The organism is Pseudomonas sp. KCJK9058, from assembly GCF_046230975.1.
GTDB classification, from domain to species: Bacteria; Pseudomonadota; Gammaproteobacteria; order Pseudomonadales; family Pseudomonadaceae; genus Aquipseudomonas; species Aquipseudomonas alloputida.
Window position 1 is genome coordinate 1 of the sequence record NZ_JBJJLR010000082.1, and the last position, 13,699, is coordinate 13,699.

Here is a 13,699-nt window from a genome sequence, read left to right on the forward strand (position 1 = left end):
CTTGTCTTTAAGTAGGAACTACAGAGATTCGCAGGCGCGTCCGAGAGACGAGCCAGCACACAGAATTTCTTGACGACCATAGAGCATTGGAACCACCTGATCCCATCCCGAACTCAGCAGTGAAACGATGCATCGCCGATGGTAGTGTGGGGTTTCCCCATGTGAGAGTAGGTCATCGTCAAGATTCAAACCCAAAGCCCCTGTCTGCGATGCAGACAGGGGCTTTGTCTTTTACGGGTTTCAATATCGGTTAGAACTGATAGCTGACCGTGGCGCTCACATTGCGCTCTTCACCCATGTAGCAGTAGTTCAGGCTGGCACATGAGGTGATGTAGCTTTCATTGGTAAGGTTGTTGGCGTTCAAGCGCACATCCACACCCGTCAGGCCGACCTTGCCCAGGTCATAGCCGATCGAGGCGTCGAACAGGGTGTAGGAAGGCACCTTCATGCTGTTTTCCGCATCGACCCAGCTGTACCCCACATATCGCACCCCACCGCCCAGCCGCAGGCCATCCAGTGCCCCCTGGCGGAAGATATAGTCGGCCCATAGCGAGAGCATCTGTTTCGGCGCCTGAGTCGGCGAATTACCCTTGTTGTCCACGTTGCCTGAGACAAGGCTCGGCATTGACTTCGAATACTCGATATCGGTGAAGGTATAGCCACTCAGCAGTTTGAGGCTGTCGGTCAGCTGTACATGGGCCTCAAGCTCCAGCCCTTGCGAGCGGACTTCACCGACAGGGCGATAGAAGTCTTCGTCAGGCTGTTTAGACGCCAAATTCTCCTGCTCGATGCGGAACACCGATGCGGTGAACAGGTTGTCGCTCCCTGGTGGCTGATATTTGATGCCGGCTTCCCACTGAGTGCCCTCCGTCGGTGCCAGCGGCCGGCCTTGCTGGTCGGACACGGTGTTCGGGTTGAACGACTCCGAGTAGCTGATGTAGGGCGCAATGCCGTTCTCGAACAGGTAGAGCACCCCTGCCCGGGAGGTGAACCTGGAGCGTTGATCACTGACCTTGCTGTCGCTGTCACGGTTCTCTTCGGACACCTTCACCCAGTCCTGGCGCAGCCCCAATGAAAAGCGCCACTGGTCCAGCTCCACCAGATCCTGCAGGTACACACCCGTTTGTTGCAAGCGCCGCTGGTAGCGGTTCTCGCCCAGTACCTGAAGATTGCCATTGCCGTACTGTGGATTGCCGGCATCCAGTGGGCCGACGGTGCCATAACGCCATGCCACGTCGGCTTTGCGCCGCTGGTAGTCAGCCCCCAGTAGCAAGGTGTGTTTGGCCGCCCCGGTAAAGAATTCTGCCTGCAGCATGTTATCAATGATGTACGAATGCAGACGCTCGTCGCCGCCATATATAGGCGCGATTTAACATGTTGCTGTCAACATCTGCCCAGCCGGCGGAGTACACCTGGTCCATCGACACGTCGGAATACTGATAACGGAAGTTCTGCCGCGCTGTGAACACATCATTGAAGCGATGCTCAAACTGGTAGCTGAAGGATTGCTGCGTGCGCTCGTAGTTGTCGATGCTCGGCTCGCCTTCGAAGAAATGGTCTGACAGGCGCAAACCGTTGCGCTTGTGCAGCATGCCATCAGCAGGGTTACCGCCGTGGTACCCACCGTCAGGGTCGTGCTGCAAATAGGCCTGCAGCGTGAGTGAGGTGTCTTCGGTGAAGTCGACACTGATAGCGGGGGCGATGGCGTAACGTTCTTCCTTGTTGTGGTCGAACTGAGTGTCGGAAGCTTCCGCCAAACCCGTCAGGCGATACGCAATGCGTTTGTCGTCATCCACAGGACCACTGAAGTCGAAGCCCACGCCACGCTGGCCCTGAGTACCTACCGTGGCCTGAACCTGATGGTAAGGGGCAAAGAGTGGCTTCTTGGTGGTCAGGGCTACCAGGCCACCCGGCGAGCTTCGCCCGTACAGTACCGAAGACGGTCCCTTGAGAATGTCGATGCGCTCAAGAAAGTATGGGTCTACCTGCATCGTGCTGTAGGTGCCGTTGTCGCCCATTGACTTGAGCCCATCGACGTAGATGTTGTCCACCGAACCGTCGTTGAAGCCGCGCATGGCTACATAGTCATAGCGATGAGTGGCACCGTACGGGTTGGTCAGTACTCCAGGCGTGTAGCGCATGGCCTGGGCAACGGTCTGAGAGCCCTGATCGTCCATTTGTTGGCGAGTGACTACCGAGACCGATTGGGATGTCTCCACCAAGGGCATGCTGGTCTTGGTCGCCACCTGGCTGTGCGTGGCGTTGTAACCCTCCATGCTGCCCAGTGCGTTGCCGAGGGAGAAACTACGGATGTCGGTGTCTGGCAATGCCAGGGCGGCGTTCTGACGCTGTGCCTGCAGCACATAGTTACGTCCCCCCTGGCTGACGGCTTCCAGTCCGCTGCCATTTAGCAACTGGCGCAGCGCTTGATCGGTAGTGTACTGCCCCTGCAGTCCGTTGGAATGCAGGCCATCGGTCAGCTGAGGCGTGCTCGATAGGGTGATGCCGGCCTGACGAGCGATCTTGTTGAGGACGTCGGTCAGTTGGCCAGCTGGTATTGCATAGCGTTGGCTCACTTCGACTGTGTCGGCCGCTACGGAAAGTTGTGGAACAGTTGCCAGGCCCAGGGCGGTACCAAACAGAACAGCCTGGATGGCATGGCGCAAGTGAGCTGATTGCAGGACTGGACGAAAATCATTCGGGCTGAAAGTGTGGGTTAACACCGGATTGATAGGCATGAGGGTCCGTTAAAGTGTCGAGGGCAGAAAGTGTCGCTTACTGTCCTAGCCGGACCTGGAATCAAAACCCGCCAGAAATCGATAACGCCTTATCAGGTCATGCTCTCTACATGCACCCACCAGCGTGTACGTCGACGAACTCGTACGGGCAACGTCTGCGGTAGCAGCCGAAGCAGTTGTTCCGGGTCTTCGAGGCGGAACACCCCCGACAGGCGCAGGTCGGCAATCTCATTGCTGCAGCCCAGGTAACCATGGCGATAGCGGCTGACCTGCGCGAGGAAGTTGGAGAGGTGCATGTCCTGAGTGACGATCAACCCTTCAGTCCAGGCCATCGCATCCATTTCCATGTGCGCGAGCCGGTGCGCACCTTGAGCATCCAGGCGCCAGTTCTGGCCACCTTCGATCCACTGAAGTTGGCCAGTACCAGGCCGGTGTATCGCCACTTTGCCGTGGCTGACGCTGACACGTGTGCAGTCGCTATCCTGATAGGCCACAAAGCGTCCTTCGAAGCCTTCCAGCAGCGCGTCGCGGGTTTGTACCAGCAGGGGATGCCGGGGGTTGCAGTTGATCATCAATTCCCCATGCTTCAAGCGGACCAGACGCTGTTGATCATGGAAGGCCAGGTCCACGGCACTGCAGGTATTGAGTTGCATCAGTGAGCCATCGGGCAGGGTGAAGACGCGTCGCTCGCCCGTGCCGGTGGCATAGTCTGACGTCCAGGCACTCACAGTATCGAGGTCTTTGGCCAGCCAGCTCGCCGACCCTGCCATGACAACGCCGCCAAGCAGCTTCAGCGCCTGTCGGCGGCGCAGGCGCTGCTGGCTGGTTTCCAGTGTCTGCAATGCCAGCCCGGCACCGGGAATAGCGCGCAGGTCAAGGTCCTGATGAAGGTGAACCACACGCTGCCAGGCCTGTTCGTTTTCGTGGTGGCTGCTGCGCCAATGCGCGCACTGTTGTTGCAGAGCTGGATCGTGCCCGCACTCACGGAGCCGCAGCATCCACTGAATGGCCTGCCTGACCGTTTTTGTATCAGGGCGTGCGACGGTCATGGATTCAGCAGTCGTCTTCATAGCGCAGCACGTAGCAGTGATAGAGCGCATCGGCGATGTAGCGCTCAACGGTGCGCACGGAGATCCCCATCTGTTCGGCGATGGCCTGATGCTTCAGCCCCTCGCATTGAGCCAGCAGGAATGCCCGACGGACCTTGGGTTTGAGGCCGTCGAGCATGCGTGCAATACGCTCAAGCAATTCCAGCAGCAGCTCGCGGGTCTCGACTGAGGGGGCCAGTGCTTCCGGCACATGGGCCAAAGCCTCCAGGTAGGCCCTGTGCAGTTCCTCGCGGCGCCAATGATCGATCACCAGCCCACGCGCTACCGTGCGTAGGAAGGCCCTGGGAGCATTCAGCTGCAATTGCTCACGACGCTGTAGCAAGCGGACGAAGGTATCCTGGGCGAGGTCAGCCGCATCGGCTGCGTTGCCGAGCTTGCTACGCAGCCAGGTATGCAACCAGCCGTGGTGGTCACTGTAGAGCGTTTGCACGGAATCGTTGCTGGGCATGGAGGAGGGCGCCGGCATCAATGGACGTTAATGATAATTAGTCTCATTGTTGGCGGAGCAAGATTAATTTGCAACCCATCAATTACCGCGTAAAGCCGGTGATGGGCTAACGCCCCAATTGCGTATCCAGGTAATTGCGGATCACCCGCGCCCCGCCATTGAGGTGCCGTTCCAGCACCGCTACCGCTTCGTCCACCAGCTTGTCGCTGGCTGCATCTACCAGTGCGTTGTGATCGTCCTGAGTGAGCTTGCCCAGGCCCATGGACGAAAGATGGAAACGCAGGAAGCGTTCTTCCTCGTTCAGTTCGTTCTCGATAAGGCGCAGTAGTTTCTTGTTCGGCGCCTTGCTGTACAGCGCCATGTGGAGCAGGCGGTTGAGGCGGCCAATTTCGGTGTGGCTGGTCTCGTTCTCCAGTTGCTGGATATACCCGCGGGCGCTGGCGATGTCGCTGGCATCAAGCAGCGGGATAGACTGGCGCAGCGCCTCGCTCTCGAGCAATACGCGAAGGGCATAGGTGTCCACTGCATCCTCGCCGATCAGCGGTGCAACGACGGCGCCCTTATGCATCTCCACCTTCAGCAGGGACTGCGCTTCGAGCTGGCGCAGGGCTTCGCGCACGGGCATGCGGCTAACGCCGTACAAGGTGGCGAGCTCTTGTTGGCGAACCGCAGTACCAGGGGGCAAGCGCCCATCGAGAATGGCGCTGCGCAGGCGTTCTTCGATCACGGCACGGGCCTGATGCGGCAACAACTGCTCGCTTGCCAGCACATTGCTCAATTTGATTTTCTTGGCCACGCGACGCCTGCCTCAACGATGACTATATTGGATCCAATGACACTAGTAACAGCTTGTGAGGGTGTCAAACCTGCACCCACACTGGTACGGGCGCCCCAAAAGCGCGGCTATGGTGGAGGAAGTCGCACGTCAAAGGAAGCTGCCTATAGAAAGATGTAAGCAGAAAGTATAGGCGGGCTGACAGCCGGGTGCGTGATTGCAGGGTGCCATTGTCTTTTGCGGTGGCAAGCCCCACCATCGCTGCTTTCGACTGGTCTGAACAGGGCTTCGCAGTGGCGATATCCTGGTTGCTCAAAACCGTAGTGCGATATGTCGGCTTTGCCGCGCTGCTGGGCAGTCTTCTGCTGGGCGGCTTGCACGCGGATTGGGATTTCTCCCAGATCAGCCGCAAGTCGCAGGCTCTGTACGGCCCACTAGGTGCCGGGCAGGGGCGCATCGATGCCTGGCAGAGCCTGATGGCCACGCAGAAGCAGGGTACCGAGCTTGAACGGTTGCAAGTGGTCAACCGCTTCTTCAACCAGCAATTGCGTTATGTCGAGGATATCGATCTGTGGCATGAGGTCGACTACTGGGCCACACCTGTGCAGGCACTGATCAAAGGTGCAGGGGACTGCGAGGATTACGCCATCGCCAAATATTTCAGTCTACGGCGCATGGGAATCCCCAGCGAAAAACTGCGCATCACCTACGTCAAGGCGCTGCGGCAGAACCGGGCACACATGGTCCTGACCTATTATTCAAGCCCACAGGCCCAGCCTTTGGTGCTGGACAGTCTGATGGATGCCATCAAGCCGGCAAGCCAGCGTACCGACCTGCTGCCGGTGTACGCCTTCAATGGCGAGGGGTTGTGGCTGACGGGCGCCGCAGGGAACAAGAAGGTTGGTGATACCAAGCGGCTGTCACGCTGGCAGGATTTGTTGAAGAAAATGCAGGCCGAAGGGTTCCCGGCCGAGCCGGTTTACTGAAGGAGCACAGATGTCACTGTTCAAACAATTGCTGTTGGCCATTTGCCTGTTCCTGGTGGTCGCCTTCAGTGGCAGTTTCATGGTCAGCCTGGAAAGCTCGCGCAGCCAATACGTCAACCAGCTGCGCTCGCACGCCCAGGATGCGGCCACCGCGCTGGCGCTTTCGCTGACGCCGAATATCGACGACCCAGCGATGGTCGAGCTGATGGTCAGCTCGATTTTCGACAGTGGTTACTATGCAAGCATCAAGGTCGTCGACCTGGGTTCCAATGCCGTGCTGGTGGAGCGTCACGCCGAGCCAGACCCTGGGGGTGTGCCGCTTTGGTTCGTGCGCCTGATCGGCCTTGAGGCCGCCGGCGGCGATGCAATCGTCAGTCGTGGCTGGCAGCAGGCCGCGCGCGTTGAAGTGATCAGCCACCCGATGTTCGCCATTGCCAAGCTTTGGCAAAGTGCCTTGGGCAGCCTGGGTTGGTTGCTGTTGTGCGGTGCGGCCAGTGCCGTGCTCGGTGCTTTGCTGTTGCGTCGCCAGTTGAGGCCGCTGGACTACATGGTCGAGCAATCCCACGCTATTGCTCGCCGCGAATTCCTCAGCCTGCCAGAGTTGCCACGCACGCCGGAGCTACGCCGCGTAGTGCAAGCGATGAACCAGATGGTCGAGAAACTCAAAGCCCTGTTCACCGAGCAGGCCGAGCGCAGTGAGCGGCTGCGTGCGGAGTCCTACCAGGACAGCCTGACCGGGCTGTCGAACCGCCGCTATTTTGAAATGCAGCTGAACAATCGGGTAAGCAACCTGGAAGACGCGCGCGCCGGCTACCTGCTGTTGCTGCGGGTTCAGGGCCTGGCCGGCCTGAATGCCCGCCTTGGCGGCCAGCGTACCGACCAGTTGCTGCAAGCGGTAGGTGAACAGCTGCGTCGTACTTGTGCCAGCTACCCGGAAACCAACGACCTCATTTCCCGCAGCCGCGGCGGCGAATTTGCAGTGCTGGCACCGGGCATGGTGCATGAGGAGGCCGTACACCTTGCCCAGGCCCTGGAGGCAACGTTGCAGAGCCTGCACGAAACGGGGGCCAGTGATATCGACCCGGTGGCTTGTATAGGCCTGGCACCATTCAGCCCTGGTGATTCACCACAGGCGTTGCTGAAGCTTGCCGACGAGGCTCTGGCCCGCGCTGAGAACCAGCCAACGCCGGGCTGGGTATGCCTTGAGCAAGGTGTTGCTGCGGTTGCCGCAGATAGCCAGCATGCCTGGCACGAACGGCTCGACCAGGCGTTTATCAATGGGCATTTCGAGTTGTTCTTCCAGCCAGTGATGGAGTGCGCGTCCTCGCAACGGGTACTGCACCACAAAGTTATTTCGCGTTTGCGCGATGGCCAGGGCGAGGCCTTGCCGGCGGGCCGCTTCCTGCCTTGGTTGGAGCGCTTCGGCTGGATGCCGCGGCTGGATGTGCTGGTGCTGGAGAAAGTGTTGGCGCACCTGCGAGGGCATGACCAGGTGCTGGCGTTGAACCTGTCCGCCGCCACCCTGGCCGACCCCAAGGCCCTTCAACGCATTTTCGAGCTGCTGGGCCAGAATGCGGCGCTCGGCCCGCGGCTGGTTTTTGAAATTGGCGAGGAGCAGTTGCCTGAGCAGGCAGCATTGGAGCAACTCACCCGGCGCCTGCATGGGCTTGGTTTCGGGTTGGCTTTGCAACGCTTCGGTGGACGCTTCAGCATGATTGGCAACCTGGCGCACTTGGGCCTGGCGTACCTGAAGATTGACGGCAGTTACATCCGCAACATCGATCATGAGCAGCACAAGCGGCTGTTCATCGAAGCGATCCAGCGTGCGGCGCATAGCATCGACCTGCCGCTGATTGCTGAGCGAGTCGAGACGGAAGGGGAGCGGTTGGTGTTGCTGGAGATGGGAGTAGGCGGGATTCAGGGGCAACTGGTGGGTGAGCCTGCGCCTTGGCGCTGAATGGCCTCTCGCGCGCCGCTGTAGGAACAGCCTAGAGCCGCAAAAGGGCCGCATAGCGGCCTCAGGTTCACGTAGCGATGTGCAGGGCTGCTTGTACAGCCCTGTCGCGACACGAGGCCGCTCCTACAGCAATGGCGAAACCAGCAGGTCGGCTATCACCGCTCGCGCAGCGCTTCCGAGCGCGCCTTCATGATCGGCTTGAGCAGGTAGCTCATGATGGTTTTCTTGCCTGTCATGATATCCACCGTCGCCACCATCCCCGGAATGATCAGCAGTGGCTTCTCGTCGGTCCCTAGGTGACTGCGATCGGTGCGCAGCTTGATCAGGTAATACGTAGTCTTCTTGTCTTCATCGGTAATGGTGTCGGCGCCAATCTGCTCCAGCTTGGCCTTGAGCCCACCGTAGATGGTGTAGTCATACGCGGTGAACTTGACCGTCGCTTCCTGGCCAGGGTGCAGGAAGGCGATGTCTTTGGGCAGGATCTTTGCCTCGATGACCAGCGTGTCGTCCAGTGGCACGACTTCGATGATATCGCTGCCTGGCTGGATTACCCCGCCAATGGTGTTCACCAGCAGTTGCTTGACGATACCGCGTACTGGCGAAGTGACAAGTGTGCGGTGCACCCGGTCGTCCAGCGCCTTGCTGGTGGCGGTAGCCTTGTTCAGTTCGGTGCGTGCCTCGTTCAGCTGGGTCAGCGCTTCACTTCGGAACTTGCCACGCGTCTCTTCGATCTTGCTTTGCACCTCGCGGATGGCCGCCTCTGCGCGCGGGATCGCCAGCGCAGTGGAGTCCAGCTGACCGCGGTTTTCCACTTCAGCACGGCGCAGGCGCAGCACTTCAACCTGGGAAATCGCGCCGGTTGCCACCAGCGGTTCGGACATACTGATTTCCTTGCGCAGCAGCTCAAGGCTGTTGGCGTACTGGGTGCGCTTGGAGCTGTATTCGCGCAGTTCCTGCTGGCGTTGGACCAACTGCTGTTGCAGGCCGCCAATTTCGTCCTGCAGTTGCTGGCGCCGGCTCTGGTACAGCGACTCCTCACTGGCCGCCTGGTTTGGCGCGGCTTTACGCAGCTTTTCGTCGATTATCAGCGGGCTGTCCTGTACCTCGGCACTCAAACGTTCGACCCGCAGGGCCATTGCCAAGCGGTCAGCCTCGGTTTCACCAACGTTGGAGGCGAAGCGGGTTTCATCCAGGCGCAGCAATGGCTGGCCCACTTCGACGATCTGCCCCTCCTTGGCGAAGATTTCGGCGACGATGCCGCCCTCCAGGTTCTGGATCTTCTGTACCTTGGAAGAGGGAATGGCCTTGCCTTCACCCCGCGTAACTTCGTCGATGGGCGCAACGCTGGCCCATACAATCAAGAACACGAAGAACAGGATCACGCCCCAGATGGTCAGCCGCACCACCCGCGGTGCATCTTCGATCAGGGCTTTGTTTACCTCGGGCAGCGGCTGGCCGCCAAGCGAGTCGCTGCCTTTGAAATAGCGCCGCAGGCCGTCCTTGAACTGCCCCATATCCAGCTTATGCAACACTGATCTGCCCCTTCTTCAGTGCATCCATGACCGCGGCTTTCGGGCCGTCGGCGACAATCTGCCCGCGATCGATCACGATCAGTCGGTCTACCAGTGACAGCAACGAGGCACGGTGCGTGACCAGCAGTACCGTCTTGCCCTCCACCACCGCCTGCAGGCGCTGCTTGAGGCGTTCTTCACCGGTGTTGTCCATGGCGCTGGTCGGCTCGTCCAGCAGCAGGATCTGCGGGTTGAGAAGCAGCGCACGGCCCAAGGCGACGTTCTGCCGCTGGCCGCCGGACAGGTTCTGCCCGCGTTCACCCACTTGCAGCTCGTAGCCGTCGGGGTGCAGCCGGGCGAATTCATGTACGCCCGCCAGTTCAGCGGCCTGCAGGATCAATTCGTCCTCGATGTAGCGGGCGCCGCTGACCAGGTTGTCACGCAAGGTGCCGGCCAGCAGCTGGATGTCCTGTGGGACGTAGCCGATGTTGTGGCGCAGTTCGCTGACATCGATCTGGCGAATGTCGACGCCATCGACCAGCAGCGAGCCACCATCGGCCTCGTACAGGCCGACAATGAGCTTGGCCAGCGAGCTCTTGCCCGAGCCGCTGCGACCGATGATGCCGACCTTCTCGCCAGGGCGGATGGTCAGGTTGATATTCTTCAGGGCCAGGTTCTGCTGGTTCGGATAAGTGAAGTCGACACCGCGGAACTCGACGCTGCCCTGTAGCACCTTGCGGCTCAGCGGGCGCTCTTCGAAGTTGCGCTCTTGGGGTAGATCCATCATGTGGTCGGTGGAGACCATGGTCACCTTGGCTTGCTGGTAGCGGGCGAGCAGGCCGTTGAGTTGGCCCAACGGGCCGAGGGCGCGGCCGCTGAGCATGTAGCAAGCCACCAGGCCGCCCATGCTCAGGTTGCCGTCGATGATCAGGTACACGCCGACGCAGATCATTGCCACGCCTGCCAGTTGCTGGATCAGCAGGGTGATGTTCATCGCCAGGCTCGACAGCACTTTCACGCGCAGTTCCAGCCGGCTCAGGGTGCCGAGGGTTTGCTCCCACATATACTGGCGTTCGCTTTCGGCGTTGTTGACCTTTACCGCATCCAGACCCGCCAGGGTTTCGATCAGGCTGGACTGGCGCTCTGATGCCAAAGCCATGGTCCGCTCCATGGTCGCCATCAGTGGCCGCTGCAGGGCGTAGCCGATGCCCAGAGCCAGCGGGAAAGCGATGATCGGTATCCACACCAGGTGCCCGCCAATGATGGCGATGACGATCAAAATCAGGATGGTAAAGGGCAGGTCGATCAGGCTGGTCAGGGTCAGCGAGGCGAGGAAGTCGCGCAGGCCCTGGAACTCGTGAATGTTCTGGGCAAAGCTGCCGACCCGCGCCGGCCGGTACTTCATCGACATGCCGACGATACGTTCAAACAGCGTTGCCGAGATAATCAGGTCGGTCTTCTTGCCTGCCAGGTCCAGGCACAGGCCGCGAAGGCCTTTGAGAATCAGGTCGAAGATGTACGCGCCGGCGATACCGATGGCCAGTACCCAGAGCGTCGAGGTGGCCTGGTTTGGCACCACCCGGTCATACACGTTCATCACGAACAGCGGCGCGGCCAAGGCGATCAGGTTGATCACCAGGCTGGCGGCGATAGCGTCGATATACAACCACTTGCTGCGCAGCAGGGTGTCGCGGAACCACGACTTCGCGCGTGGGATGAGGTTGCCGTGGTTGACATCGAACTTGTGCTGCGGCTGCGCGAAGAACACGCGGCCGCTGTAGTCGCTTAGCAGTGCTTCGCGGCTGACGTGCACCTCGCCACCGTCGCTCTCGCTGAGTAGCAGGCGCGCGGTGTCATCATTCTCCCAGCCGAGCAGGACGGCGCTGCGGCCCTCCTTGAGCAGCAGCATGGCCGGCATGGCGATACTTGGGATTTGCTCCAGCTTTCGCTGAAGCAGGCGCCCCTGCAGGCCTGCCCGGGCTGCAGCGCGGGGCAGCAGTTCAGGGCTCAGGCGCTGGGCGGGTAGCGGTAGGCCTGTTGTCAGCATGACCCGGCTGGCGGGCTTCTGGTGCAGGACACACAGGCTCAGCAGACTATCCAGCAGGGGATCGTCATGCTGACTGCGTGGATCGTGGCTGAGTTGGACTCGACTGACTTCGGATTCCACGCGGCGCTCTCTTCATCCTTGTGGTGGGTGGGGTGGGTGTGCCGTCGTTAAGGTCGGGTCGGCTCACCCTGGCTCTCTATTGGTACGGCAAAGCTGTGCTGATTAGGGTTATCACGCCCCAGTGCTTGAGCAGCTGGCCAATGTTCGCCTTGAATCGGTGTTGAGTAAACAATTCTACGTGCTTCATTTTCACCAGACTTAGCGGGGCAATGATTGTTTCATTTTTGATCCAGCCATCATCCGGCTTGTTGCAGCATAGCCTGCCACTCAGCCAAGGGAAGCAAGGGCTGTGGGTTCCAGCTTAGTCATTGTCAGTAAACAGGCGCTGGTTTGTTGGCGCATATCCGTGGCTTGTTAGTCAAAATTCATCTATAGAAAGCAGATCCTTTGCTTTCTTGCATTCAATATTCGCAAGCGATTTCCCATGATAGGGAGGCCAGTATTTGCGCACTCGTACGCCATGTCTTTGATTTGCGACAAATCGCTGCTTGTGGCTTGCGCAGCGTTGAAAGCCTGGTGTGCCTCGAGCGAGCAAGCGCTCCCGGGTCAGGCTGGTTATCGGCCTCTGCCTGGCCGCATTCCGGCAAGGTTTGTGCTTATTCGGCAATCAGTGTCCGGGCATTTGACAGTGATCTGGATATTGACGCCAGTAATGCTGACATTGCCGAAGGAGGACAGTCTCGCCGCATGATTTACGGGTGTTGAGGTGTATGAAAAAGTGCTGGAGCTGACGGCTTAACACCCTTTAGATGATGTAAGACATTTGTCCTAAGGAAACGCTTGGCTAAGGTACAAATATCAATGTGACATTACATTGCCGATTGTTTAGGATGGCATGTATAAGGTCAATAGTTTGGCAGTTAGGCAATTCCAAAAAGTTATAGACGGAATATTGACGTCAAAAATCGTCAAGAGATCATCGACATAGTTCCGCCTGAAGTGGCTAGCAAGCGCCGCTCTGGCAGGGAAGTACCCATCGGGTCACACGGAGAGTCCAATGAGCAGCGTTGTAGCCATCGTCAAAAGCATTGTCGGCCAGGTTATTGCGGTATCCCCAGAGGGCATCCGGCGTGTACTTATCGAAGGTGACCGCCTGTTGACCGGTGAGGAAGTGCTCACCGGTCCTGGTGGCGCAGTTACTCTGGAGCTGGCTGATGGCCGTACGCTCGATCTGGGCCGTGACAGCCAATGGAGCGCCGATGCGCCTGACAGCAGCACCGACCTGAGCCAGGCGGCAGCCCAGGCCGCGCCTTCGGTGGAAGAGCTGCAGCAGGCTATTGCTGCTGGTGTTGACCCGACTACTGAGCTTGAAGCTACCGCCGCTGGCCCGTCATCAGCGGGTGGTGGTGCGCTGGGCGGTGGCCACAGCTTCGTGATGCTCGAAGAAACGGCTGGCCGTGTTGACCCGACGGTTGGTTTCCCGACTGACGGGCTGGGCTTTGCGGGCGTACCCGATAACGAAGAAGTGGGCCTGCTGGACACTAACGGCAACAACCTGGTGACCATACCGACGGATACCACCGTCGCTACTGAGCTGACGCTTGGCGCAACCCCTTCCATCAGTGAAGCGGGTGGCGTAATCGTTTATACCGCCACCGTTGGTCAGGCGCCGACCACCAACCTGGTAATTACGCTGTCCAACGGTGCCGTGATCGTTATTCCGGCTGGGCAGACCAGTGGTAGTGTCAACGTCGTAGTTCCGGCAAACGACACGCCCTACATCGACGGGGGCCAGATTTCGGCGACCGTGACCGGCAGTTCCGGGGGTGGCGGGCTGACGGTGACATTGCCGCAAACGCCAGCGGTTACCCAAGTGACCGATACAATCGACACCACCACTGCAACCCTGACGGCGAGCCCGTCGGTCACCGAAGGCGGCGTGATCACCTACACCGTGACCCTGAGCAACCCTGCCCAGACGCCGGTGACCGTGACCCTGTCCAACGGCCAGACCATTACCGTTGAAGCCGGCAAAACTCAGGGCAGCGTTGATTTCCAGACCCCGGCG

General features: G+C 59.6%; 8 protein-coding genes, 1 rRNA gene and 1 pseudogene. 4 read left to right on the forward strand and 6 right to left on the reverse strand.

Going from position 1 to position 13,699, the window contains the following annotated elements; translation table 11 throughout:
• Positions 1 to 68: 68 nt before the first annotated feature.
• Positions 69 to 184: ribosomal RNA gene (gene rrf / locus ACK59Z_RS25120) — 5S ribosomal RNA — on the forward strand.
• A gap of 66 nt (positions 185 to 250) precedes the next feature.
• Here the strand turns inward: rrf and ACK59Z_RS25125 are convergent.
• From ACK59Z_RS25125 to ACK59Z_RS25140, 4 genes and pseudogenes are all read right to left on the reverse strand, one after another.
• Positions 251 to 2,666 (reverse strand): annotated as a pseudogene (locus ACK59Z_RS25125) (TonB-dependent siderophore receptor).
• A gap of 164 nt (positions 2,667 to 2,830) precedes the next feature.
• Entirely contained in the window at positions 2,831 to 3,787 is a 957-nt protein-coding gene (locus ACK59Z_RS25130) for a FecR family protein (protein ID WP_108192026.1), read from the reverse strand.
• Between the two features lie 4 nt (positions 3,788 to 3,791).
• A complete protein-coding gene (locus tag ACK59Z_RS25135) occupies positions 3,792 to 4,295 on the reverse strand; it encodes a sigma-70 family RNA polymerase sigma factor (protein WP_003256011.1) in 504 nt (167 codons plus the stop codon).
• Between the two features lie 106 nt (positions 4,296 to 4,401).
• Complete coding sequence (locus tag ACK59Z_RS25140; RefSeq protein ID WP_003256010.1) at positions 4,402 to 5,091, reverse strand: GntR family transcriptional regulator; 690 nt, start codon at positions 5,089 to 5,091, stop codon at positions 4,402 to 4,404.
• Between the two features lie 203 nt (positions 5,092 to 5,294).
• On the opposite strand from ACK59Z_RS25140, the gene lapG reads away from it, so the two are divergent.
• Positions 5,295 to 6,056, forward strand: a complete 762-nt coding sequence (gene lapG, locus ACK59Z_RS25145) for a cysteine protease LapG (RefSeq protein WP_011953175.1) — start codon at positions 5,295 to 5,297, stop codon at positions 6,054 to 6,056.
• Between the two features lie 10 nt (positions 6,057 to 6,066).
• On the forward strand, positions 6,067 to 8,013 hold the full coding sequence (gene lapD, locus ACK59Z_RS25150) for a cyclic di-GMP receptor LapD (RefSeq protein WP_003256007.1): 1,947 nt from the start codon (positions 6,067 to 6,069) through the stop codon (positions 8,011 to 8,013).
• A gap of 155 nt (positions 8,014 to 8,168) precedes the next feature.
• Here lapD and ACK59Z_RS25155 read toward each other — a convergent pair whose 3' ends face one another.
• Positions 8,169 to 9,527, reverse strand: coding sequence for an HlyD family type I secretion periplasmic adaptor subunit (locus ACK59Z_RS25155; RefSeq protein WP_014859068.1), 1,359 nt, complete (start codon positions 9,525 to 9,527; stop codon positions 8,169 to 8,171).
• A gap of 7 nt (positions 9,528 to 9,534) precedes the next feature.
• On the reverse strand, positions 9,535 to 11,691 hold the full coding sequence (locus ACK59Z_RS25160; RefSeq protein WP_003256004.1) for a type I secretion system permease/ATPase: 2,157 nt from the start codon (positions 11,689 to 11,691) through the stop codon (positions 9,535 to 9,537).
• Positions 11,692 to 12,688: 997 nt separating this feature from the next.
• Here ACK59Z_RS25160 and ACK59Z_RS25165 point away from each other — a divergent pair.
• On the forward strand, positions 12,689 to 13,699 hold a 1,011-nt coding region (locus ACK59Z_RS25165), incomplete at its 3' end, for a retention module-containing protein (RefSeq protein WP_409293920.1).